The sequence below is a fragment of the Deinococcus misasensis DSM 22328 genome (assembly GCF_000745915.1).
Lineage (GTDB): Bacteria > Deinococcota > Deinococci > Deinococcales > Deinococcaceae > Deinococcus_C > Deinococcus_C misasensis.
Map to the genome: position 1 here is coordinate 147,274 of NZ_JQKG01000010.1, position 23,355 is coordinate 170,628.

At 55.1% G+C, this 23,355-nt stretch carries 25 protein-coding genes; 16 read left to right on the forward strand and 9 right to left on the reverse strand.

Annotated features, from left to right (window positions below):
- Nucleotides 1-7: 7 nt before the first annotated feature.
- Nucleotides 8-151, forward strand: coding sequence for a hypothetical protein (locus Q371_RS26905; protein WP_157442598.1), 144 nt, complete (start codon nucleotides 8-10; stop codon nucleotides 149-151).
- A gap of 18 nt (nucleotides 152-169) precedes the next feature.
- On the opposite strand, the gene Q371_RS08495 is transcribed toward Q371_RS26905, so the two are convergent.
- Complete coding sequence (locus tag Q371_RS08495) at nucleotides 170-535, reverse strand: hypothetical protein (RefSeq protein ID WP_034338845.1); 366 nt, start codon at nucleotides 533-535, stop codon at nucleotides 170-172.
- A 381-nt stretch (nucleotides 536-916) separates the two neighbouring features.
- Here Q371_RS08495 and Q371_RS08500 point away from each other — a divergent pair, with 381 nt between their 5' ends.
- Together Q371_RS08500 and Q371_RS08505 are read left to right on the forward strand one after the other, a co-directional pair.
- The gene (locus tag Q371_RS08500) at nucleotides 917-1,225 is read left to right on the forward strand and encodes a DUF1294 domain-containing protein (RefSeq protein WP_034339016.1); all 309 of its coding nucleotides are present in this window, start codon (nucleotides 917-919) and stop codon (nucleotides 1,223-1,225) included.
- A gap of 133 nt (nucleotides 1,226-1,358) precedes the next feature.
- Entirely contained in the window at nucleotides 1,359-3,119 is a 1,761-nt protein-coding gene (locus Q371_RS08505; protein WP_034338847.1) for an acyl-CoA dehydrogenase family protein, read from the forward strand.
- A 180-nt stretch (nucleotides 3,120-3,299) separates the two neighbouring features.
- On the opposite strand, the gene Q371_RS08510 is transcribed toward Q371_RS08505, so the two are convergent.
- Nucleotides 3,300-4,352: a GGDEF domain-containing protein gene (locus Q371_RS08510; RefSeq protein WP_034338850.1), complete on the reverse strand. Its 1,053-nt coding sequence runs from the start codon at nucleotides 4,350-4,352 to the stop codon at nucleotides 3,300-3,302.
- A gap of 69 nt (nucleotides 4,353-4,421) precedes the next feature.
- A complete protein-coding gene (locus tag Q371_RS25525; RefSeq protein WP_051963782.1) occupies nucleotides 4,422-5,204 on the reverse strand; it encodes a CPBP family glutamic-type intramembrane protease in 783 nt (260 codons plus the stop codon).
- 435 nt (nucleotides 5,205-5,639) lie between these two features.
- Between Q371_RS25525 and leuS the strand changes: the two genes are divergently transcribed.
- A complete protein-coding gene (leuS, locus tag Q371_RS08520; RefSeq protein WP_034338853.1) occupies nucleotides 5,640-8,069 on the forward strand; it encodes a leucine--tRNA ligase in 2,430 nt (809 codons plus the stop codon).
- A gap of 105 nt (nucleotides 8,070-8,174) precedes the next feature.
- Here the strand turns inward: leuS and Q371_RS08525 are convergent, their stop codons facing one another.
- Nucleotides 8,175-8,876: a DUF421 domain-containing protein gene (locus Q371_RS08525; protein ID WP_051963784.1), complete on the reverse strand. Its 702-nt coding sequence runs from the start codon at nucleotides 8,874-8,876 to the stop codon at nucleotides 8,175-8,177.
- Between the two features lie 153 nt (nucleotides 8,877-9,029).
- Here Q371_RS08525 and pnuC point away from each other — a divergent pair, with 153 nt between their 5' ends.
- Genes pnuC through Q371_RS08540 form a run of 3 tightly spaced genes read left to right on the forward strand, consistent with a single transcriptional unit; the run spans nucleotide 9,030 to nucleotide 11,009 of the window.
- Nucleotides 9,030-9,647 (forward strand): nicotinamide riboside transporter PnuC, encoded by a 618-nt coding sequence (gene pnuC / locus Q371_RS08530; RefSeq protein ID WP_051963805.1) that lies wholly within the window; start codon nucleotides 9,030-9,032, stop codon nucleotides 9,645-9,647.
- Nucleotides 9,634-10,668 (forward strand): AAA family ATPase, encoded by a 1,035-nt coding sequence (locus Q371_RS08535; RefSeq protein ID WP_034338855.1) that lies wholly within the window; start codon nucleotides 9,634-9,636, stop codon nucleotides 10,666-10,668. The genes pnuC and Q371_RS08535 overlap by 14 nt, the downstream gene beginning before the upstream one ends.
- Nucleotides 10,665-11,009, forward strand: coding sequence for a DUF6979 family protein (locus tag Q371_RS08540; RefSeq protein ID WP_034338858.1), 345 nt, complete (start codon nucleotides 10,665-10,667; stop codon nucleotides 11,007-11,009). Before Q371_RS08535 ends, Q371_RS08540 begins: the two co-directional genes overlap by 4 nt.
- Before the next feature lie 75 nt (nucleotides 11,010-11,084).
- Here Q371_RS08540 and Q371_RS08545 read toward each other — a convergent pair whose 3' ends face one another.
- From Q371_RS08545 to Q371_RS08555, 3 genes are all read right to left on the reverse strand, one after another.
- A complete protein-coding gene (locus Q371_RS08545) occupies nucleotides 11,085-11,585 on the reverse strand; it encodes a carbonic anhydrase (protein ID WP_051963790.1) in 501 nt (166 codons plus the stop codon).
- A 13-nt stretch (nucleotides 11,586-11,598) separates the two neighbouring features.
- Nucleotides 11,599-12,366: a TSUP family transporter gene (locus Q371_RS08550; RefSeq protein WP_245618288.1), complete on the reverse strand. Its 768-nt coding sequence runs from the start codon at nucleotides 12,364-12,366 to the stop codon at nucleotides 11,599-11,601.
- A 350-nt stretch (nucleotides 12,367-12,716) separates the two neighbouring features.
- Entirely contained in the window at nucleotides 12,717-13,154 is a 438-nt protein-coding gene (locus tag Q371_RS08555) for a hypothetical protein (RefSeq protein WP_157442599.1), read from the reverse strand.
- A 303-nt stretch (nucleotides 13,155-13,457) separates the two neighbouring features.
- Between Q371_RS08555 and purM the strand changes: the two genes are divergently transcribed.
- From purM to Q371_RS08575, 4 genes are all read left to right on the forward strand, one after another.
- Nucleotides 13,458-14,489 (forward strand): phosphoribosylformylglycinamidine cyclo-ligase, encoded by a 1,032-nt coding sequence (purM, locus tag Q371_RS08560; RefSeq protein WP_034338874.1) that lies wholly within the window; start codon nucleotides 13,458-13,460, stop codon nucleotides 14,487-14,489.
- Nucleotides 14,486-15,187: a histidine phosphatase family protein gene (locus tag Q371_RS08565; RefSeq protein WP_034338877.1), complete on the forward strand. Its 702-nt coding sequence runs from the start codon at nucleotides 14,486-14,488 to the stop codon at nucleotides 15,185-15,187. The genes purM and Q371_RS08565 overlap by 4 nt, the downstream gene beginning before the upstream one ends.
- A 498-nt stretch (nucleotides 15,188-15,685) precedes the next feature.
- A complete protein-coding gene (gene meaB / locus Q371_RS08570) occupies nucleotides 15,686-16,567 on the forward strand; it encodes a methylmalonyl Co-A mutase-associated GTPase MeaB (protein ID WP_034338881.1) in 882 nt (293 codons plus the stop codon).
- A gap of 59 nt (nucleotides 16,568-16,626) precedes the next feature.
- The gene (locus Q371_RS08575) at nucleotides 16,627-18,333 is read left to right on the forward strand and encodes a VanW family protein (protein WP_034338883.1); all 1,707 of its coding nucleotides are present in this window, start codon (nucleotides 16,627-16,629) and stop codon (nucleotides 18,331-18,333) included.
- 64 nt (nucleotides 18,334-18,397) lie between these two features.
- Here the strand turns inward: Q371_RS08575 and Q371_RS08580 are convergent, their stop codons facing one another.
- Entirely contained in the window at nucleotides 18,398-19,309 is a 912-nt protein-coding gene (locus tag Q371_RS08580; RefSeq protein WP_034338885.1) for a DUF4032 domain-containing protein, read from the reverse strand.
- A gap of 259 nt (nucleotides 19,310-19,568) precedes the next feature.
- On the opposite strand from Q371_RS08580, the gene Q371_RS08585 reads away from it, so the two are divergent.
- The 3 genes from Q371_RS08585 (at nucleotide 19,569) to Q371_RS08595 (ending at nucleotide 21,203) form a co-directional block, all read left to right on the forward strand.
- Entirely contained in the window at nucleotides 19,569-20,159 is a 591-nt protein-coding gene (locus Q371_RS08585; protein WP_034338887.1) for a sulfite oxidase-like oxidoreductase, read from the forward strand.
- Nucleotides 20,160-20,233: 74 nt separating this feature from the next.
- The gene (locus Q371_RS08590) at nucleotides 20,234-20,764 is read left to right on the forward strand and encodes a mismatch-specific DNA-glycosylase (RefSeq protein WP_034338890.1); all 531 of its coding nucleotides are present in this window, start codon (nucleotides 20,234-20,236) and stop codon (nucleotides 20,762-20,764) included.
- A 28-nt stretch (nucleotides 20,765-20,792) separates the two neighbouring features.
- Nucleotides 20,793-21,203, forward strand: a complete 411-nt coding sequence (locus tag Q371_RS08595; RefSeq protein ID WP_034338893.1) for a hypothetical protein — start codon at nucleotides 20,793-20,795, stop codon at nucleotides 21,201-21,203.
- Nucleotides 21,204-21,251: 48 nt separating this feature from the next.
- On the opposite strand, the gene lysA is transcribed toward Q371_RS08595, so the two are convergent.
- Nucleotides 21,252-22,394: a diaminopimelate decarboxylase gene (lysA, locus tag Q371_RS08600; RefSeq protein ID WP_034338895.1), complete on the reverse strand. Its 1,143-nt coding sequence runs from the start codon at nucleotides 22,392-22,394 to the stop codon at nucleotides 21,252-21,254.
- Between the two features lie 78 nt (nucleotides 22,395-22,472).
- Between lysA and Q371_RS08605 the strand changes: the two genes are divergently transcribed.
- Together Q371_RS08605 and Q371_RS08610 are read left to right on the forward strand one after the other, a co-directional pair.
- Nucleotides 22,473-22,808 (forward strand): Imm10 family immunity protein, encoded by a 336-nt coding sequence (locus Q371_RS08605; protein ID WP_034338897.1) that lies wholly within the window; start codon nucleotides 22,473-22,475, stop codon nucleotides 22,806-22,808.
- Between the two features lie 294 nt (nucleotides 22,809-23,102).
- Nucleotides 23,103-23,355, forward strand: a 253-nt coding sequence (locus tag Q371_RS08610) for a transposase family protein (protein ID WP_034338899.1), incomplete at its 3' end; no start/stop codon positions are given.

The window sequence follows — 23,355 nt, forward strand, 5'->3', positions numbered from 1 at the left end:
TGAACACATGGATGAGGTGATGGTTGTCTTCGCTGTACTGGTGGCCATTCTCTTGATTCTGGTGGCCATCCTGCGCTCTTTTGACCGTGCCGAGGTGCATCCGCCCAGACCTTCCCTCTGGATTCCTGTCCGCAAAGACAGAAACCGTTGAAGTTGGACTGTCAACACATCAATCCATTCGGGTCAAAGCCACCTGTCCAGCGTGCCACACGCTGTGCCGTGCAGACAAACGCACCAGAGCTTCCACGGTCATCTCCCGCCCACAGTAGAGCAGGGGAGAGTCCAGCACATCCTCAGACAAACACTGAACCTGCTCTATTTCCCAGAGCAGCATCTCGGGCAGTTCATCTGGAGGTGTGTTGATGGGTGTGATCTGCCCAATCAAAGCCCAGTACATCTTTTTGGTCTCCAGAATGTGCTGTTGCAGTCTGTTGGCCCTTGGTCCTCTGGCTTTCAAAATGCTGGACACCGATTCCCAAGGATCAAAGCTGGACTCTTGCAGCAGATGATGCAAACACTGGATTCTGACGGACATGGTTCGATGATACGTCTGGATGTTGCCTGAATGAAGAATGGGCCCTGAAGGGTCCAATGACCATCTGAATCCACCAGACAGGGTAAACGCAAAGTCTGAAGTTTGGCAGGCCGACTGAGAAAGCGGTCAGCAGTCAGCCTTCAGCGCTCAGTGAAAAGCGGATCCAGAAGCTTTTGCTTTCGACAGCAGCAAGACCAAAAGGCAAAGCCCCATCAGGTTTGGCAAGCTCAACCGACTGGAAGAAGACTTTCCTTCTGGCTGATGGCTGACGGCTGAACGCTCTTTATGTTTGCATCGCCCGAACAGCGACTTTGCATCTACCCTGATCCACCAGAATTTCTGCTTCAGACTTTTTCAAATGCAGATGTATACTGTGCCTTCATGTCTTTGAATCTTTCTCAATGGGTTTTGCTGGTGTTTGCGGGTCTGCATCTGGTGATGGGACTGGTGACTTTTGTGGTGTATGGGCAGGACAAAAAACAGGCCCGCCTGGGACGCAGGAGGGTGCCAGAGCAAACCCTGCACACCCTTGAACTGGCGTTTGGATGGCTCGGGGCTTTCGTGGCCCAGAGGGTGTACCGCCACAAGACCAGCAAAGCCCCTTACCAGAAGGTGTTCTGGGTCATAGGGATGTTTCATCTGGCTTTGCTGGTGGTGGTGCTCTGGTGGGTGACCGGTCAGCAAAACTGAAGCCCTTGCTTGATTTTGGGTGATTTGCTGATTCTTGAGGGGGAGAAAGCTCTGGTCTTGAGGGTAAACCCTGTACAAATTTGTACTCGGTATATATAATAGGGACATTCAACCCCACAGCGGAGGACCCCACATGACTGCGACCCAGAACAAGCTTTTTAAAGGCGGAATGTTCCTGATTCAGGACAGCCAACCCCAGAACATTTACACCCCAGAAGATTTCGATGACATCATCAAGCAGATCGTTGACACCACCCAGGCGTTCATCGACAAAGACGTGATGCCCCGCATGAAAGACCTCGAAGAAAAAGTCGAAGGTCTGAACCTTGAGTTGCTGCAAAAAGCCGGAGAACTCGGCCTGACCGCCGCAGAAATCCCTGAAGAATACGACGGACTGGACCTGCCCAAAGCCGTCAGCGTGGTGATCGCAGAGCGTCTGGCCCAGACTGGGGGCTTCTCCGTGACTTACGGTGCCCACCAGTCCATCGGCAGCCTGCCCACCGTGTACTTCGGCAGCCCAGAGCAAAAAGCCAAATACCTGCCCAAACTGGCCAGCGCTGAAATGGCCGCCGCTTACGCCCTCACCGAGCCCGGCAGCGGAAGCGACGCTCAGGCCGCCAAAACCAGCGCTGTGCTTTCCGAAGACGGCACCCACTACGTGCTGAACGGCACCAAAATGTGGATCTCCAACGCTGGCTTTGCAGACCTGTTCACCGTGTTCGCACAGGTCAAAACCGACGAAGGCAACAAATTCAGCGCGTTCCTCGTGGAGCGCTCCTTCGAAGGGGTATCCACTGGTGCTGAAGAGCACAAAATGGGCATCAAATCCTCCTCCACCCGCCAACTGATTCTGGACAACGTCAAAGTGCCTGTGGAGAACCTGCTGGGCAAAGTGGGACAGGGCGCCAAAATTGCTTTCAACATCCTCAACGTGGGCCGTTACAAACTGGCTGCCGGAGGGGTGGGCGGAGCCAAACACGCCCTGAAAATCAGCACCAAATACGCTCTGGATCGCCACCAGTTCAACCAGCCCATCGCCAACTTCGGCATGATTCAGGAAAAACTGGCCGAAATGGCTTTGCGCGTCTACGCTGTGGAATCTGCCCTGTACCGCGTGATGGGTCTGATCGACACCGCTGTGGAAGGTGGCCTCGACAAACTGAAAGCCGTCGAAGAGTACGCTGTGGAAGCCTCCATGCTGAAAGTGCTCGGCTCTGAACTGCTGGACTTCGCCGTGGACGAAGGGGTGCAGATTCACGGGGGTTACGGCTTCAGCTCCGAGTACCCCATCGAGCAAGCTTACCGCGACAGCCGCATCAACCGCATCTTTGAAGGCACCAACGAAATCAACCGCCTCTTGGTCCCCAGCATGCTCCTGAAACGCGCCATGAAGGGTGAACTCCCCCTCATGCAAGCCGCCCAGCAACTGCAAGCCGAACTCCTCGAACCCAGCTTCGACGAAGTGGATGAAGGTCCTCTGGCACAGGAAGAAGTCACCATCAAAAACCTCAAGAAACTGGCCCTGATGGTGGCCGGAACCGCCACCATGAAGTACGGCATGGAAATTGAAAGCCGTCAGGAAATCCTCGCCCGAGTTGCAGACATCGCCATGCTCACCTTCGCTGCCGAGTCCGCTTTCCTGCGCACCCGCAAACTGGGCAACCCCGAGCTGCAAGTCGAAATGACCCAGCTTTACACCTGGGCTGCCGCCGAGAAAGCCGCCACCCTTGCCCGTGAAGCCGTGGAAATGATCGCCTCTGGCGACGACCTGCGCACCAGCCTTGCTGTGGTCAAGCGCCTGACCAAGCACGACCCCATCAACACCATCCGCCTGCGCCGTCACGTGGCCAAAGCCGTGCTGGCTGCTGAAGGTTACCCCCAACCCCGCAAGTAACCCCTGCCACCCCCACCCGCTTGCTGACGCTGCGCTCCTCCCCTGAAAATGGGGAGGTTTTTTGTGTTTTGAATGGATCAAGTGGCATTGCTGCTCAAGAGATCAGACTGCATGGGCCATTCGCTCTGGAAATAGAGCCTTCTGCTTTCTGCTGGGTCTGATGGCCTCAGTCCAGCCCTCTCAAATCGAGGTGATGATGCGGTTTTTGCCGGAGCGCTTTGCCTGATACAGATATGCATCGGCTTGCTGGAAGGCTTCGGTGATGTCCACCTCTGGGGTCAGGCGCACCAGACCTCCAGAGACGCTGACCCTGCCCACTGTATCGAAACGCTCTTCATAAATGCGGTCTTTGATGCGTCCTGCAATCATGGACAGGTATTCTGAGGGACAGTTTTTCAGGTACACAGCAAACTCTTCTCCGCCCAGACGGTAAACCCGGTCACTCTGGCGCACGGTGAGCATCAAGCGGCGGGCCAGTTCTTTCAGCACTTCATCTCCGGTGGCATGGCCGTGGGTGTCATTCACTTTTTTGAAATCGTCGATGTCCAAAATCAGGATGGCATCTCCAGAGTGCATGCCCGGTTTGTCCAGCTCAAATTGCCTGCGGTTGTAGACCCGAGTGAGGGGATCGATCAGGATTTCTTCTTTGAGGCCATCGGTCAGTTTCAGGTACCTCAGGTGGCGGTGGATGATGCTTCCCACGGCAATGAAACCCAGCACGTTGGTGACATAAAGCAGGAGCAGGGAAGGCAGGATGCTGAAATTCCAGCTTTTCAAATTGAAGGTGTAAATCAACAGGCCACTGAAGATCACCATAGGGGCATAAAAGTACGACTTGAAGGGCACTTCTTCGGATTCTTCGGTGGCGTAGTAACGGTAAATGCAGGTGATGGCGTAACAGATCAGGATGGCGATGTCTTCGCTGGTGAAGTGTGTCCAGAACCGTCCCTGTCCGACAAAAACCATCAGGACAGCAAGCAGGCCATACCACATCCCATATTTGAGGGTGATCAATGTCAGGGGCAAAGTTCTGAGGTCCAGCAGGGTGCCGTTGCTCAGTGGAACGGCTTGGGCCATCAGAAACATGGAGCTGAACGCTGCAATGGCCGTTCTGAACACAATCCGCTTGCGGCTGTGTTCCGTGCGCCACGTCGTGTAAGTGAGGCTCAGCAGGTACGTGGCAGTGATCACGATGCACAGGTTGAGCAACAGACCTTCTGCCAGTTGAATCATGCCTCAGGATACGTGGTGGGGCATCTCCAAGTTATGACATTTGCTCTGGTGTTTTCATGGATGAAGAGATCAGGGATGCCACCAGGTTTTGAATCCGGGATAATACGCATCCACAATCGCTTGGAACAAAAAGTAATCCACGATCAGGTGCACGGCCAGCACGTAAATCAGGGCTTTGCTGCGCTCAAACATGATGCCCTGCGTGACCGCCAGAAACAACACAAACAGAGGGCCATAACCTGTGAAAGCCATGTCAAAAAGCACCGACACATACACCACACTCTGGGCCCAGTTGGCTTTCCAGAACGGAAACAGGGACCGCAGGATTGCAAAAGAGGTGTTCACAAAGAAAAGCTCGTCCCAGATGCCCACCAGATTGATGCCCGTGAAGAGCCTCAGCAGGGATTCGTTGTCGGGTTCAGGAGGCAATTTCCAGTTGAAAGGCACCTCTGGACTGATCGTGAAATACAACTGAAACGCAAAATACGCCAGAGGAATCGAGAGCACCGTGTAAGCAAATTCCAGCTTGCTGAATTTCTCTGGAAACATCCTGAATTGCAGCAGTCCGGGATCGCTTTTTCTGAGCAGCAAAGGAGGAAGTGCTATCACGGCCAGAAAGGGCAGACCCAGCGTCAGAAACTTGAGATTCGAGGTTTCGGTGCTGATGGGTGCCAGAGCCAGCATCAAAATGCACCCCAGCAACACCAGCATGCGCCTCTGGAAGGTGGGATCTCGGGTCAGCAGGGTCAGGCTGACAGAAGCTGCAAAGGCCAGACCTCCCCAGATCCAGCTTTCAAAAGGAATCAGGAGCACGGTGGCCAGACAGAAGGTGACAAGCGCCCAGAGTTGCATCTGGAGTCAGTTTACAGGAGACAGTTCACAGTTCACAGCAGACTGTGATCTCCCAGACAGGTGCGAGGGGCATCAACCCTCTTCATGGTCAAACGGCTTGACCCTCTTTGAGATCTGTATGCTGGAGAGGTTCTTTATTTCTAAATGCTGCGGGACGAATCTTGCTGTTCACTGACAACTGTGAATTTCTCTCATCTCCTGATGCGTGGGACGTGCTCTGGTTGTGCACTTTTGGCTTTTTCCTTGAACGTCCCCTCCTACCCGTGTAAAATGGAAACCATGAACAACATCCTGCTACTACAACGGGGGAGACGGCGCTAGAAGAATCTAACGTGCGTTTCCCCCAGTCTGCATGGCTGGGGTGTTTTTTTGCCTGCACAAAAGCGTCCCACTCACACGAAGCATCACCCAGAGTTGCACAAAAGGAGTTTTTCCATGCCCAGAAGTGAAAAATACAATCCGCACTCCATCGAACCCCGCTGGCGCAAAACCTGGGAGGAGAGCGACCTCTACACCTTCAAATACGACGAGAACCGCCAGAACCACTACGCCCTGACCATGTTCCCTTACCCCTCTGGGAACCTGCACATCGGTCACTGGTATGCGTTTGCTGTGCCAGATGCCCGTGCACGCTTCATGCGCATGAAAGGGCACAATGTGCTGTTCCCCATGGGTTTCGACGCGTTCGGTCTTCCTGCTGAAAATGCCGCGATCAAGCGGGGCATCGATCCGGCCAAGTGGACCTACTCCAACATCGAGTACATGACCGGACAGTTCAAGCGCATGGGCACCATGATCGACTGGAGCAAGCAATTTGCCACCTGCGATCCCGAGTACTACAAGTGGAACCAGTGGTTCTTCATCCAGTTCTACAAACGCGGACTGGTCTACAAGAAGAACGGCTTTGTGAACTGGTGCCCGAGCTGCAACACCGTGCTGGCCAACGAGCAAGTGGTGAACGGCAAATGCGAGCGTTGTGGCACCGAAGTGGTTCAGAAGCAACTCGAGCAGTGGTTCTACAAGATCACCGATTATGCCGATGAGCTCCTCGATTTCGGCAGCACCGACATGCCAGAACGGGTGCGCCTGATGCAGCACAACTGGATTGGCAAATCGGTGGGTGCAGAAATTGACTTCGCCACCGATGCTGGAACCGTGACGGTGTTCTCCACCCGTCCGGACACCCTCATGGGTGCCACTTTCCTGGTGCTGGCCCCCGAGCATGCCTTTGTGAAGGCCCTCACCACCCCAGAGCAGCAGCAAGCCGTGCAGCAGTACATCCAAACCGCAGCCAAAATGAGCGAGATTGACCGCCAGGCCGAGGGCCGCGAAAAGACCGGGGTCTGGACCGGATCTTACGCCACCCACCCGGTCACCGGTGAAAAACTCCCCATCTGGATTGCCGATTACGTGCTGGTGACCTATGGCACAGGCTCCATCATGGCGGTGCCTGCCCACGACACCCGCGACTTTGAATTTGCCCGCAAGTTTGACCTCTCCATCAAAGAAGTCATCCGTGGCGAAACCGAAATGGCCTTTGATGCCACCGAGCCTTACTCTGGCGAGGGTGTCATTGTGAACTCGGGCTTGCTGAACGGCATGCAGGGTGGCAAAGAGCACATCGCTGCGGTCATTGAAAAACTCGCAGAATTTGGGGTCCGGGCCAAGACCACCTACCGCCTCCGGGACTGGCTGATTTCACGCCAGCGTTACTGGGGCACCCCCATCCCGATGGTCTACTGCGAGAAGTGCGGCATCCAGCCTGTCCCAGAGTCTGAACTCCCCGTGCGCCTCCCGGACAACGTGCAGTTCCAGCCCACCGGTCAGAGCCCCCTGACCCTCATGGAAGACTGGCGCACCACCACCTGCCCTTGCTGTGGAGGGGTCGCCACCCGCGAAACCGACACCATGGACACCTTCGTGGACTCCAGTTGGTACATGTACCGCTACCTGAGCCACGACGTGCATGATGCACCCTTTAAGCCAGAGTTCGCCAACTTCACGCCAGACGTGTACACCGGAGGCATCGAGCACGCCATCCTCCACCTGCTCTACAGCCGTTTCTGGACCAAAGCCATGCGTGACATGGGCCTCACCAACGTCAGTGAGCCCTTCAAGGTGCTGCGCAATCAGGGGATCATCCTCGGGGAAGACAACGAGAAGATGAGCAAAAGCAGAGGGAACGTCATTGACCCTGACGACCTTGTGGCAGAGTACGGTGCAGACACCGTGCGCGCTTTCCTGATGTTCCTTGCCCCTTGGGAGGCAGGCGGCCCTTGGTCCTCACAAGGCATTCAAGGACCCCACAAGTGGCTGAACCGCATCTGGAGCCTCTACTTTGATGCTGCCGATGGCCCCGAGGAGAACATTTCCGAGTCTGACCTTCGCTATGCCCTTCATGCTGCCCTCAAACGCGTCACGGACGACCTTGAGCGTTTCAGTTTCAACACCTGCATTGCAGCCATGATGGAACTGACCAACACCCTCGTGAAGGCCAAGCGCAGCCCGGTGTCTCAGACCGCAGTCTGGACCGAGACCCTGAACATCTTCAACCGGATGCTCGCGCCCTTCGTGCCTTACATCGCAGAAGAAATCTGGTCTGAAACCGGCCACACCGACTCCGTGCACGTCCAGAGCTGGCCCGCGTACGATCCTCAGGCTCTGGTCAAAGATGAGATCGAAGTGGTGGTGCAGGTCAACGGCAAACTGCGTGGCAAGACCACCATCAAGAGTGGGGCCTCTCAGGAAGAAGTCTTTGCAGCCGCCAAATCCATCGAGAACGTCGCCAAATTCATTGAAGGCAAACCTCTGGTCAAAGAAATCTATGTTCCCGGCCGACTGGTGAACATTGTGGTGAAAGGGTAAACCCCCTCCTCGCTCGTTTCACTCGCTTTCCTCCCCCTACTGAGGGGGAGGATTTTTTTCCCTCCTCGTCAAGGGAGCTCTGCAAGTGCAACAAGCACGGGGGGTTTAATCCCCCTCAGCAGCAATGGTCCAGACTTTGGAGCCACACTCGCAGGTTTCCAGCCTTTTTCCCTGCTCCTGCTCGATCACATTGCCACAATCCCAGCAGGCATAAAGGCCAGATTCTGGGGCGTCCTGATCGTAGGCGGTGAAATCCGGGTCTTCTCTGGGAATCAAGAGGAGGCCGGGGCGGATTTTCTTTTTTGAAAACTTGATCACGCTCAGGCTGCCCGAGGGTTCCAGATAGGCCCGGTGCACTTCCCCAAGGTGGTTGATGTCGTGGTCGCGCAACCACGAGTACACCTCGTTCTGGGACATGCGTTCTTTGTGCATGGCCTCAAGGTCCAGTTTCCCATCGCAGATCATGCGGGTGGGGACGCTTTCCAGAACCCGTTCGATTTTGCGGTTTTTCTCTGTGATCACAGAAAAGGCATACTGCATGATCGAAACCACAGTGATGACCGCCATGCCGTGCAAGAGGGGCACATCCGGGTAGAACATCACATCCCCCACGGCAGAGCCCAGAGCGATGATCAGGGCAAACTCAAAGAAGGTGAGTTGCCTGACTCCTCTTTTTCCCAGCATGCGGATCAAAAACAGGGTGTAGAGGTACATCACCACAGTTCTGAAAATGATCTCCAGAAAGAACAGGGGAGGAAGGTCTTTGCCCAGAAAGATGTTTTTCAAATCAAAAGTGTACTGCTCCATGTTTTCAGTGTAGATGAGGGAGTGTTTTCAGCCATCTTTCTGCTTACAGTTGATGAAGGGGTTCTGGGGCAGGTCAGAAAACATGCAAATGAAAGATGGGCCTCCTGATATACTCGTCAGGATGCATCAATTCAAAATTTCTCGGGTGGGAGCATGATCGAGTGGTTTGCGCAATTCTGGGCAGGCCTGAAAGCCACGTCAACCCTGGAGCTTTCAGCCAACGTTTTTAACCTGATTGCGGTGTGGTTGGCCGGTCGCAACAGTGTGCACACTTGGTGGACTGGGATCATCGCCGTGGTGCTTTTTGGCATTCTGTTCTTCGAGGGCAAGCTGTACGCCGATGTGACGTTGCAAGTGTTTTTTGTGTTCACGAGCATTTACGGATGGTATGCATGGATGAACGGCGGAAAGGGTCGCAAGGAGTTGCCCATCTCCAGAGTCTCTAGAACCCACCTGTTGGCCTTTTTTGTGGCAGGTGCCCTGATCACCCTCGGGTATGGTGCTTTGCTGCACACGTTTACGGACGCCTACTACCCGTTCATTGATTCGATTGTGCTCTCAGGGAGCATCATTGCCCAACTGCTCCTGATGAACCGCAAGTTGGAAAACTGGTTGTTCTGGATTGTGGTGAACATCGTGGCTGTTCCGCTGTACGCTTCCAAAGGGTGGTCGTTTACCTCGGGGGTCTATGTGCTGTTCCTGTTCAATGCCATTTACAGCCAGTACGTCTGGTGGCAACTCTGGAGAAAACAACCCCGTGAAGCGGTTTAAAACAGCTCTGGTGGTGGGCAAATTTGCCCCTCTGCACAAAGGCCACCAGTGGCTGATTGAGACAGCCTTGCAGCAGAGCGAACAGGTGGTCCTGTTCAGTTACTCCAACCCCGAGTTGCCCGGATGCGAACCCGAAAAACGCCAGAGGTGGCTGGATCGGCTTTACCCGCAGTGCAAGGTGTATGTGATCACCCCAGAGTTCTTGAGGGCGCATTTCGCCCATCTGGGACAGGTGGAGTTGCCCCTCAACACCGATGATGCGGTGCTGCACCGCAGGTTCTGTGGCTTTCTGTGGAAGCATCTGGCCCGAATTCCTCTGGACGCGGTGTTCACCAGTGAAGACTATGGCGATGGTTTTGCAGAGGAGTTGACCCGGTACTTTGCCCTCTCTGCCCCACAGCAGCCTGTGGAGCACGTGATGGTGGACCTGCAACGCCTTCAGGTGCCCATCTCTGGAACACAAATTCGGCAGGATCCCCATGCCCACAAAGCTTTTCTGGCCCCAGAGGTCTACGGCGATTTCGTGAAACGGGTGTGCTTTCTGGGCGGAGAATCCACCGGAAAAAGCACCCTCTCTGCCCTCATGGCCGAAAAAATGGGGACCCTCCATGTGCCTGAGTATGGCCGGACCCTCTGGGAGGAGCAGGGAGGGCATCTCTCTTTTGAGGACATGCTGAAAATCGCGCACACCCACATCCAGCAAGAAGAAACGCTGGCTGGGCAAGCCACAGAATTCCTGTTTGTGGACACCTCGCCCCTGACCACCTGGATGTACAGCCATTTTTATTTCGGGAAAGCCGACCCAGAGTTGTCTGCCCTCAGGCACCGACCATATGACTTTGTGTTTCTGTGCGCTCCAGATTTTCCTTTTGTGCAGGACGGAACAAGGGCCGGAGAGGCATTCCGTGTGCAGCAACACCAATGGTATTTGGAACTGCTTCAACAAATGACTATCCCTTGGACCCTGTTAACGGGTACATTAGAGGAACGGATTCGCAAAACGCTGGAGGTACTTTCGTGAGTCAGTACGGTGACATCGCCATTCTCGCTGTGGAACTGTTCCCCGATTTGCAAGATCCTCGGGACGCCTGGCAGATGGCCACCGAGGCAATGGGGCAGGACATCCAAACACAAGACCAGGTGGCCCTGCACACCTTCCTTGCCCTCTGTGAAGCAGGAAAAGTGCTGGGGATTCCTGCATCTGCAACAGGTCCTCTGGACGGAGACCCCCTCTTGATGGCCCTGCAAGATTTGCCCACCAACCCACAGGCAGCAGACGGTCTGCAAAGCACTGCTCAGGAGGTCCTGCTTGGCCTCTGGACGGTGGGGTTGCTGGGAGAAGGTTCACCCGAGCAAGCCTGAGGTTTCAGGACACCACAAGAAAGCAGGGAGGCCTTTGAAGGTCTCCCTCTGGTTTTTGGATCTTTGCACCCCGAATCAGAGTCGGGTGATTTTGTGGTCTTCCACGTGGTACAGCAAAGGAATGACTGGCAACCCCAGACGCTGGGCCAACCTTCTGGCTTCCCTGCGGGTGTACTCGGGGGCGTCCAGAATGGCCAGAGAAGCAATCTGGCTGCGGTAATCCCGTTTGACTTCCTCGCTGGCGGGAAGTTCTTCCACGACATAAGGATTGGGATGCTGCATGGCGCAATCCGTGTGTCCAATGATGGCAACACCGTGAATGCCTGTGCGGGCCACACTGAAGGCCAGATAAGGCTCAATGGGCAGGGTGTTGGCTCCGCCTGTGCGCAGCACAAAAGCAAAATTGCCGGGAAGACGCAAATTTATGCGGTAATCCATGCAGGTGACGATGGCAAGTTGAGGAACCTCAAAAGGGGCAATGTCTGCCTGCTTGTTGTGGCTGTCCAGCAAAACATTGATGGCCTCTTCGGCTTCCAGGGTGTACTCGGGATGGTCAATCACAGGGATACCTCGCATATGTAGGGATTAATTATGCTACGAAAAGCAGTCTTGCCACGACCAGAAGTACAATCAATAGGTAAATCACCTTGACGAAAGTGCTTCCTTTCAAGATGGCCAGTCGGGCACCCAGGGTGGCACCCAGGGCATTGGCCACCCCCATGGGCAGGCCAATCATCCACACCATTTTCCCACTGATCAGGAAGGTGATGAAAGCCCCCAGATTGGTGATGAAGTTGATGAAACGCGCATTTCCGCTGCCCACCACGAAATCAAACTTCAGGTAACGCACAAACAGGAACATCAAAAAGGTTCCGGTTCCGGGTCCAAAAAAACCGTCATACATCCCGATCACCAGAGAACCCAGCCCACCAATGATGAGGGTTCTTTTGGTCAGCCCTTCGTAATGGTTTTCCAGTCCCATGCGTTTGTTTGTCACCACCAGAATGCCCACCAGTATCACCAATCCCGCAATGATCAACCGGAAAGCATCTTGATCTTTGAAGCCCAGCACCAGTTGAGCCCCCAGAGCGCTTCCCAGCAAAGCAATGATCGCAAGCCTCCACACCAATTTCAGTTCGATTTTTCCCTTTCTGAAGTATTGGTAGGTGGAACTGGCACTCCCGAAAATGGCCAGCAGTTTGTTGGTGGCCACCACCTGGCCCGGTGGCAGACCCATGAAAAACAGCGTGGGAAGCGTGATGACCCCGCCTCCTCCAGCAATGGCGTCGATGAGGCCAGCCAGAAAGGCCAGAGGGATGCCGTAAGACAGCACGGTCAGAAGGTCAATGTCAGGCACGCGGGTATCCTAACATGGCTGTGGTGGTGGGGGTCTATCGGTGAGGTGGCTTATTGGAAGGGCAGAAGGCAGCGACGCCGCGCCAACCGAACCGCTTCGGAGGCGCATCTTGGGGTCAAGAAGAAGGCAGTAGGCAGAAGGGGCCGAGTGCTGAGGGCTTGCAAGGTCAAGCCAGAGGGCGACGACCCACGCCACTCAAGCCGATTTGGTCGGCGTTGTCAGGTCGATAAGGTGCTTCTTGGGGCGAAGAAGAATGTTGTCCCTACGTACGGGCGAGGCACGCCTCGCCCGTGACAGAACCCCTGCTGGACGATTTCTGCTGTGAACTGTTCACTGTAAACTGTGCCAGCCTACTTCAAAAACTTCATCAAGTCGGGTTCAAAGCGGAACACGTAAATGCTGGAGTAAATTTTGACCGTGCCTTTTTGGAGCAGCAAAAGACTGCCATCCAGCATCCCCCCAGAGATCTGCAAGACCGGAGTGTTTTTGAAGGTGCCTTTCTGTAGGGTTTTGGGAGCCAGGTCTCTCAGGGTTCCGCTGAAGCCTTTCAGGAAAACAAAATACGTCTGGCTGCGGGCTTCAGGGTCGTAGGTCACCTCGGCATATTTGCTGTTCAGCTCGGGGAGGCCTTTCGTCCAGATCACTTTTTTGCGTTTGTCGGGCACTTTGACCCTGGAGGACAGACGCGAATCGAACATGCCCACTGCAGCCTGATTGACGCGGGCATCCAGACCTGCAGCCAGAGCAGCAGAGGAGAGGAGCAGAAACACAGCAAGCAAACGCTTCATGTCGGTCATTGTATCGGTCCATGATGTGAAGCTTTGTGAAGTGAACCGGCACGGATCCCATGGATTCAGAAACATTGAAAGCCCGCAGAGGGTTCATGTTCCCATCAAGCCTGATTTGAAATCAACGTTTGATGCGTTTTTTGCCTTCTGCTTTCTGCATTCTGCGTTCTCCACCACTTCCTGATGCATTGGGGTGGACATCCCACCTGACCCAGCATGGCTTAAACATCCCTCGCCCAAAAAACGTCTGAGAGGTTACAATAACCAGAGTGCCTGCGGACTCAGGCTCCTCTGGAGGAAAAGATGTCGATAGATTACAAGAGCGCTGGTGTGGACATTGACGCCGGAAACCGCGCTGTGGAACTGATGAAAGATGCCGTGAAACGCACCTACACCCCTCAGGTGCTGGCGGGCGTGGGCTCTTTCGGTGGGCTGTTTTCGGCCCTGAACTTCAAAGACATGGAAGAACCCGTGCTGGTGGCCTCCACCGACGGGGTCGGGACCAAGACCAAGGTGGCGGTGGCCGCCCAGAAGTTTGACACGCTGGGCATGGACATCGTGAACCACTGCGTCAATGACATTCTGGTGCAAGGCGCACGTCCCCTGTTCTTTCTGGACTACGTGGCCACAGGCAAACTGGTCCCAGAGACCGTTGCCACAGTGGTGAAGGGCGCAGCTCAGGCCTGTGAGCGTGTGGGCGCAGCCCTGCTCGGCGGCGAAACCGCCGAAATGCCCGGTGTGTACCTTGAAGGTGAACTGGATCTGGTGGGCACCATCGTGGGCGTGCTGGACCGCAAAGACCTCGTGGATGGCAGCACCCTTGCAGAAGGGGATGTCTTGATCGGTCTGCCCAGCACCGGTCTCCACACCAACGGTTTCAGTCTGGCCCGCAAAGTGCTGGAAAACGAAGACCTTTTCGTTCCCAGAGACTTCTTGAATGGCGAAACTTACGCAGAAGCCCTGCTCAAACCCCACCGTGAATACGTGCTGGCCTACCGTGCCTTGAAAGAAGGGGGCATCAACATCAAAGGCATGGCCCACATCACCGGTGGTGGCCTCATCGAGAATCCCCCCAGAGTGTTCCCTGAGGGCCTTGGGGCCAGAGTTTACGAAGGTTCATGGGATGTTCCCCCCTTGTTCCAGAAGATTGTGGAACAAGGGCAAATTGAGACCATCGAAGCGCACCGTGCCCTGAACATGGGTGTGGGTTATGTGTTCATGGTTTCCATCTCTGAATTTGACCTCGCCATGCAAATCCTGCGTGAAGCTGGAGAAACCCCTTACCGCATCGGTGAGATGGTGCAGGGCGAAGGCATTGAACTGGTGACCCGGTGACCAAAAAAGTTCCACCTCCACCCACCGGATTCCGTGAAGACAGCGAACTCACGGAATTCTGGGTGGTTCGACACGCTGAAACCACTTGGAATGCCATCCGGCGTTACCAGGGCCACACCGATGTTCCCCTTTCAGAACACGGTAAGTTGCAGGTGCAGGCTCTGGCAGAGCGTCTGGAAGGGGTCAAGGTGGATGCGATTTACTCCAGCGACCTTTCCCGTTCCATGGACACTGCCAGAGGGATGGCTGCTGTGCTGCACGGCCAACCGGAAATCCAGACCGACTTGCGCCTCCGTGAAATTGACGTGGGTGAGCTGGGCGGTCTGTACCTTCCCGACATCGAAACCCACCACAAAAGCTATCTGGAGGCCCTCAATCAGGACCCTTGGAACACCCGTCGTCCCGGCGGTGAAAGCATGGCAGACCTGTACGACCGGGTCAGTCAGTCCTTTTTCGACCTGAGGGACCGTCACCGCGGAGGCCGCGTCATGGTGGTCACCCACGGCGGAGTGGTGCGCGTGGCGGTCAGCCTTGCTCTGGGTGGAGCGTTGCGCGATGTGTGGGCAAGACTGTCCATCGACAACACCAGCATCACCCGGTTTGTGCTGCACTCTGGAGGGGGCAGGCTCTTGAGTTTCAACGATGCCGCCCATCTGGAAGACCTGTCTCTGGAAGACGAAGACGTGCAGGTGCCGTAAGGCCATCAGCGGTCAGCTTTCAGCAATCAGGGAAAGTGGCTTTCTCTCCTGCACACAAAACCAAGCACACCTGCAAGCCTGCTGGGTCAAAACCCAGCGGGCTTTTTTGAGCATTGGGCAGAGAAACAAGTGGGATTTTTGCTTGCTTTCATGGATCAGGGGGGTGGTGTTTGATGCTGTTCGCTGATGCAGGGTAAGCGCAAAGTCTGACTTTTGGCATGTCACTTGAAAAAGCGTTCAGCGATCAGCCATCAGCGTTCAGCAAAAAGCTCACCTTGAGGCTTTTGCAAACAGCAAAGCAAAAAGCCACAAAAGGAAAGCCACTCAGACTTTCCGTTCAACAGGCAGCCAGAAAACTGTCCTTGTTCCTGACTGCTGATCGCTGACGGCTGATGGCTCTTGGTGTTGGCATGGCCTGACCGTGACTTTGCGCTTACCCTGTTCGCTGATGGCTGACTCCTGATTGCTGATGGCTCAACATGTTATCTTGGGTCAGCCATGCTGACAGAACGTTTCAAGAAGGGCGATCCCCGTGCCCTCGCCCGCACCATCACACTTTTGGAGGCCGGAGGGGAATTTCCAGAGGACTTGCAACTTTTGCCCCGCAAAGCCACGGTCATTGGCATCACGGGCAGTCCTGGAAGTGGAAAAAGCACCCTCACCGACCAGATCATTCAGGCTTACCGTGAACAGGGTCTGAAGGTGGCTGTGATTGCCGTGGACCCGAGCAGTCCTTTCACTGGAGGGGCCATTCTGGGCGACCGGATCCGCATGGGCAGGCATGCGCTGGATGAAGGGGTGTTCATCCGCAGCCTTGCGTCCAGAGGGGCTCTGGGAGGGGTGTCCAGCAAAACCCTGCAAGTGCTTTCGGCTCTGGAGGCTTTTGGGTTTGATGTGATCCTGATTGAAACGGTGGGGGTGGGCCAGAGCGAGGTGGACATTGCCAGCATTGCCGATCACACCGTGCTGGTCCTGACGCCCAATCAGGGGGATGCCGTTCAGGCCTTCAAAGCTGGGGTCATGGAGATTGCAGATGTGTTCGTGGTGAACAAAAGCGATCTTCCCGGTGCAGACCGGGTGGTGCGTGAGCTGCATGCCACCCTGACCCTCGGGGCGATGCTGGACTGGATGCCTCCAGCCGTGAAGACCAGTGCCCAGAAAGGGCAAGGGATTCCAGAGCTGCTGGATGCCCTCAGGAAGCACCGTGAGCACCTTGGAGCAGAGGGATTGAAACAGCGCAGACTGAACCGATTGAAGTTTGAACTCCGGATTTTGCTGGAAGACTGGGCGCACCGCAAACTGAAGGATGCCGAAAGCCAACTTCCTGAAGTCCTTTCGGGAAAACGCTCACTGCAAGCCTTGTTTAAAGGGCTCATCTGAACAAATATTTGATTTTGCTTACCAACAAAACTGTACGGTCTTGTTACACTGTGATTCGGATGAAACGACCCTTGATGTATCTCGTTCCTGTTGCTCTGGTGGTGGCCACCCCTCTGGTGTGGGCTTACTCCATTCAGGACTCGGAACGGATTGAGAAGAAAATCCAGGTGGGAAACCTGGACCTGAGTGAAAAAACCCTCACCGAGGCCATCGCAGCCCTCAAAGCTGCACCCCTCAAAGCCCCAACGGTGACGGTCAAAATGGCAGACAAAACCTTCACGGTGCCTGCCACGCAACTGGGCTGGTCTCTGGACCACCAAGAAACCGCCCGTCTGGCTTTTGAAAAAGGACAGGAGCGCACCGCTTTCGAGAAAGTCCAGTACCGCTGGGGATGGAAGAAAGACGTTCAGAGCGTGGACTGGGTGGTGACCATCAATCAGGACGCCCTGAAGCAGCAGCTTGAGAAGTGGTCCAGAACGCTGGACGGAAAACCCGTGCCTGCCAAAGCCATTTTCAGCAATGGCAAGTATGTGATTCAGGCCGACAAACCCGGTCAGGCTGCCGATGTGCAGGCGGTCCTCAACACCTACAGCGGCAATCCTGCCCTGACCAGCCTTGAAATTCCAGTCAAAACCATGCGTGCAGCGGTGACAAAAGAAAGCCTGAAGCCTCTGGTGGATCAGGCCAATCTGGTGTTGCGTCCCATCACGGTGGTGGGCATCACTCCTGCAGGAAAAGAGCGCACAGGCACACTGGGCGTCAACACGGTGGCAGACCTGTTCTGGGTGCGCACAGACAAACTGGAACTTGACCCCGAGGGCATCGCCCGTGCGGTCAAAAAGCTCAACGGTTTGATCGGTCAGGCCCCGCAAAATGCCAGTTTCCGGTTTGTCAAAAACCAGATCAAGACCGTTCCAGAGAAAACGGGTTACAGCGTGGACACCAAAGCCGCCACCAAAGCCCTCTCTGACATGGTCCTGAAGCCGGAAATGATTCAGGTGGAGGTGCCGCTCAAGGTTCAGGACCCCACCCTGACCCTTGCCGATTTGCCCGATCCCAAGAACCTCAAATTGATTTCCTCTGGAAGCAGCACTTTCAAAGGTTCCAGTCGGGAACGGTCCACCAACGTCAAGGTGGCTGCATCCGCTCTGGATGGTCATGTGATCGCCCCGGACGAGGTTTTCAGCTTCAACGATGCCATCGGTGACATCTCACCTGCCAATGGGTACGTGGGTGCTCTGGTGATCAGTGGAGGCCGCACGGTTGAAGGCATCGGTGGAGGGGTGTGTCAGGTGTCCACCACCACCTTCCGCAGCATGTACAAAGCTGGTCTGCCCATCGTGGAGCGCAACCAGCACGCCTACTGGGTGAAGTGGTATGCCCCTCAAATGGGTTTCGAGGCTGCCGTTTACCAACCCGGCGTGGACCTCAAAATGAAAAACGACACAGGAGCACCCATCCTGATCCGCACCATCACCGATCTGGACAAAGGCACCCTGACGGTGAACCTGTACGGCATCCCACCCAAACGCAAAGTGACGGTTTCGGATGCCACCATCCTGTCCCGCACACCCCACCCACCTTCCAAAACCATTTATGACGCTTCTTTGGCCCCCGGTCAGATGAAACAGGTGGATTGGGCTGTGGATGGGTACAACGTGCAAATCACCCGCACCATCGTGGACAGCAAAGGTGCCCGCAAGGACACCATCAGCAGCAATTACCGTCCATGGCAAGCGGTGTTTGCCGTTGGACCTGCAAGGTAAAGCAACCCTGCAAAACCCAGCATCAAAAGACCCCCGGGTTTTCTCGGGGGTCTTGGCTTGGTCTTCAGATCTGGGGAGGAGGGACAATTTTTCGGCGCAAAAGTTGCATCCTTTGCCCGAGCCTTTCCCACCAGTGGGGCCTGAAGTGGTCTTTGAAATTCAGGGTGGCGTATTCGCTGCCCACGTCGTGCCCGAGTTGCTCGGTCAGGAAGTAGCGGTGGTCCATCACCCACAGGTACATGTCGGCTTCGGTGCGTCCGGGGAACTTGGTCATCACGTTGTGGCGGCGCAGGTTGCGGACCACATGCCAGTACAGCTTGTCGTACCAGGAGATGACCGCTTCATCCCAGCTGATGTCCCGCTGTTCCTGGATCCCGAGGTAGTACTGTCGGGTGCGGATGTGTTCCAGCAGGATGTCGTAACGTCCGGGGGTGCTGAAGTCAATTTCGGCGTGCTCGGGGCGCAGTTCGTCCAGACGGGTGTGTTTGTAAAACTCCACCCGTTCAGAACGGATGATCATGTCTTTGAGGGATTCGCCGGGTTGTGGGGTGACGTTCACATCAAGCTCGATCACTTCGGCGTCGATGTACTTCTGGTGGGTGCTTTTGGCCACACTGACCCGGTGGTTGCCGTCTTTGACGAAGTAACCGTCTCCGACTTTGTAGACCTGAATGGCCGGGAGTTCTTTTCCTTCGATCTGGGCTTTGCGGATGGCCACCCAGCGTTCATCGAGGTGGTGGGTCAGGGGCAAAAAGTGTTGGTCGAACTCGTCGTATCTGTCGACAGAGCCGATGATTTGATCTACCAAAATGGTTTGGGTTCCGATATAATGTTCTCCACGCGGGTTCAAGAAGCGTACCCACTCGAAGGGAATCAAGTGATTGTCCTCCCCACGCAGAGTGGCCAATATGTTGTTGAGCAGTGCCTGCCGCTTGGCCTCTTCGATTTCTTGCGTCGCAGTGTTGCTGGCGAACATGCTCACCTCCTCCTTTGCCTGATGCTGGGGCAAAGTCCAATCCGGGTCATGGGTGTCCTATCGACCCGATAAATCCATTGTATCCAAATACATCAGCGAAATGACAGGTCCTCTGTCACAGGGTAAGCATGGCTACCTATGCAAATGGTCAAGACGCTTACCCTATAAACACATCCCCACACCTTCATTTTTGGGGCATGGGTCGCATCTTTCTCATGTTTGAGTGTCAAAGATGTGGTCTTCCAGAGGAGGTTCATCAATGCTTGGTAAATTCTTCAAAAAACCTTCAGGCGACAACTCAAGGGTGCCTCCGGGCCAGTCCCTCACCGAACGTTTTCCGGTGCTGACTTATGGCCCTGTGCCCACCCTCAAGCCCGAGAACATCGAAATCCGCATCTCTGGACTGGCAGAATCCCGCATCTTCACATGGCATGAACTCATGGACCTGCCCCAGACCACCCACACCTACGACATCCACTGCGTCACCCATTGGAGCAAACTGGACACCACCTGGACGGGCGTCAGCATTCCCACCCTGATGCAACACCTGAAACTGGACCCTGCGGCCACCGCTGTGATGGTCCACTGCTATGGGGGATACACCACCAACCTGCTGATGGATGACTTCAACCGCGACCTGAACCTGCTGGCCCACACCTTTGACGGCAAGCCTCTGGAAAAAGACCACGGAGGCCCCCTCAGACTGGTGGTGCCGCACCTGTACTTCTGGAAAAGCGCCAAGTGGGTCTCTGGGTTTGAATTTCTCAGCATCGACCAGCCCGGTTTCTGGGAACGCAACGGATACCACATGCGCGGAGATCCTTTCAAAGAAGAACGCTTCGACGATTGATCCCAGAGCATCCACGAACCCCTTCTGGTGGATTTCTCCCTGCACGTTTCTGGCTTGCAGGTTAACCTGTCACCATGTCTGACCTTTCCATTTCCTCCAACCCTGACGAATACATTGTCCCGGATGTGCTGCAGCCCGGTCTGAAACTGGTCTTTTGTGGCACAGCCCCGAGCAAGACCTCTGCTGCTGCTGGTGCATATTACGCCAACCCGCAAAACAAATTCTGGAGGGTCCTGCATCAGGTGGGCCTGACCCCCCGAAAGATGGACCCTCAGGAATTTCGCAGCCTGCCTGAACTGGGCATCGGCCTGACCGATGTGTGCAAAAGGCACTCGGGCATTGACTCGGTGCTCCCAGAGGAAGGCTTCACCCCCGATGAACTTCGCGAAAAAATCCGCACACACCAACCCAAAATGATTGCCTTCACCAGCAAACGGGCTGCACAGGAAGGTCTGCAAAAGAAAAAACTGACCTTTGGCTTGCAGCCCGAGAAATTTGAAGGTGCAGAGGTGTTCGTGCTGCCCTCCACCAGTCCTCTGGCCGATTCCCATTTCAATCTGGAGCACTGGCAAAAGTTGGCCGAGCATGTTCAGGTGCTAAAATAAAAACATCTTTTTCAAAAGGAGATTTTGAATGAAAAAGCGTATGCTGCTCTTTGTTTTGCTTTTGGCAGGGTGTGATCAGGTGATACGGCTCCAACCTGGAGAGCTCTTTGCCAGAGGGATATACATGAACCACACCATCACGGAAAGTCTAAAGCCTTGCCCAGGTGGGTTGAAAGCCACTTTCTCCATACGCGGTCAGCAGTACACCTACACAGCACCTGTGAATGAAGTGGTCAGCACCATGACTCCTGATTTTCTTGCTGGTGACATTGTAAATGTGCAGGCTTTGTGTCTTGGACAAGAAGGTGAAGTGCTTGGGGAGTCGTCTGGCTCAAGGCGTGTATCAAGTGAAAGAATAGGCCCTCCTTCAGCAGGATTGTATGTCTTCCCACCTCTGAAGTCTGAGACGGATCACAACCCCCGGTGGGGTGTGCGCTGAGGGTTTTGGCAAAGAACCGCATCTCAAGATGCGGTTCTTTGTTGTTGATCAAATGAGGTTTTCTTCCAGTTCCCAGAGGCGTTCCAATCTTTCTCTGGCCCGGATCACCTTGAATTCACCATCCCACAGCACTTCAGCGGGTCTGGGCCGGGTCAGGTAGGTGCTGGACATCACGGCCCCATAAGCCCCAGCCTGTTCCAGAGCCAGCAGGTCTCCGCTGGTGGGGAGGGGCAATTCCACGTCTCTGGCCAGCAGGTCGCCACTTTCACAGGCAGGTCCAGCCAGATCGAAGCGGTCTTTTTGCTCATGGTCCCACAGGGGATTGAGGGGGTGCTGTGCCCCATAGAGCATCGGGCGCAGGATTTCGGTCATGCCAGCATCCAGCAGGACAAACTTGCGGGCGGTTTCTTTGGTGCCCACCACTCGGGTCAGCAGGGTTCCACTTTCGGAAACCAGAAAGCGTCCCGGTTCCACCCAGAGTTCTGCGCCAAAAGATTTTGCAGCTTCAAATGCAATCTTGGCGATGCCTTCCAGATCGGCATTCAGACCCCATCCGCCCCCCACATCCAGCACTTCCAGATGGCCCACTTCATCGGACAGGTGGGCGACTTTCTCGAAGGCCTCGCGGAAATCTTCAGGGTTCTGAATGGCACTCCCGATGTGGAGGTGCAAACCCCGCACGTGCAATCCGGCCTGACGGGCCTCTTCCAGAGCTTCTGCTGCATGCCCCAGAGGAATCCCAAACTTGGAGGTGGCTTCTCCGGTGGCAAGGTGCGAGTGGGTGGATACATGCAGCTCGGGATTCACCCGGACAATCACCTTTGCGCCGGGTTGCAAAAGATGTGCTTCACCCAGACGGTCCAGAATGAAGGTGGCCCCCACCTCCTGCCCGAGTCGGTACTCTTCAGGGGTTTTGGCCGGTCCATTCACCAGAATGTTCTCGCCGGGAACCCCGGCATACAGGGCCTTTTGCAACTCCCCGTAAGACACCACCTCGAAGCCCAACCCATGCCCATTCATTCTGCGAACGATGTGCAAATTGGAGTTGGCTTTCATGGCGAAAAAGATTCTGGCCCCATCGAAAGCTTGCATGGCCCGCTGGATCTGGCGGTCCAGCACTCGGGCATCGTAAACGTAAAGGGGGGTGCCGTAGGTTTCTGCGGCCTGAATCAGTTGGTCTCGGGAAAGCATGCGAGTATTGTACTGAATCCATTCTGGGTTTCTTGCTTCCGTGTCCATCTTGCCGACCAGAGTTGATACGATAACCTCATGAATGAACTGTCTTTTGTCGCCACCGCCTGCTTTGTTGGAGAACTGGAAGACTCCGACACTTTTGTGATTGCTTTTGCAGACAATGCAGAAAATCCCCAGCACACGTTTGAACTCCAGAGGCCTCTGGAAGGCAAAGGGTATTCCACCGTTCTAACCTCTGGTGCGGTTTTTGAAGGTGGCATCGAAGGGTTTGACCTCCAGAACAATGTGTTGACCTTGAATTACGCTGCTAACGCACAGCAGGTTTTGCAGGTTTCCAGAATTCAGGTCACACTGGACCTTGATCCGATGGTGGTGGATCGGGTGAGGGCAGAGATTGCGGGAATGGTTTAGAGGAGAAGCCGAGGGCTGAGGGCCGAGAGCCGAGGGCAAAAAGCAGCAGAAGGCAGCAGAAAGCAGAAGGCAAAAAAGGCTTTGGCTAAAGCGATGCAGGGCGCAGCACGCTGCGCCCCTACAATTTCCCTTGACCATTTCTGACACGTATACCCCGATGCTCTCGGCCCTCGGCCCTCGGCAAATGGGCGAGGCTTGCCAAGCCCTCAAAAAGCCTTCTGCCTTCTGCTTTCCGCCTTCTGCCAACCCAATTGTCCAGGGGTGACGCACGTCGCGAAGGGGTTAAGGTAAGACATGAACCCCGAGCAACTGAAACTCGCAGTCCAGCACTTCTCTGAGCTCCCTGATCCCCGGACAAACCGAGGGCTCAATCAACCCCTCATCAACGTGATCGTCATTGCCCTGTGTGCTGTGCTCAGCGATGCAGACAGCTTCTATGACATGGAGGATTTTGGGGAACTCAAACGGGATTGGCTCTCAAGCTTCCTGGACCTCCACACCGGTATACCCTCCCATGACACCTTCAATCGGGTCTTCGCCAGGCTCG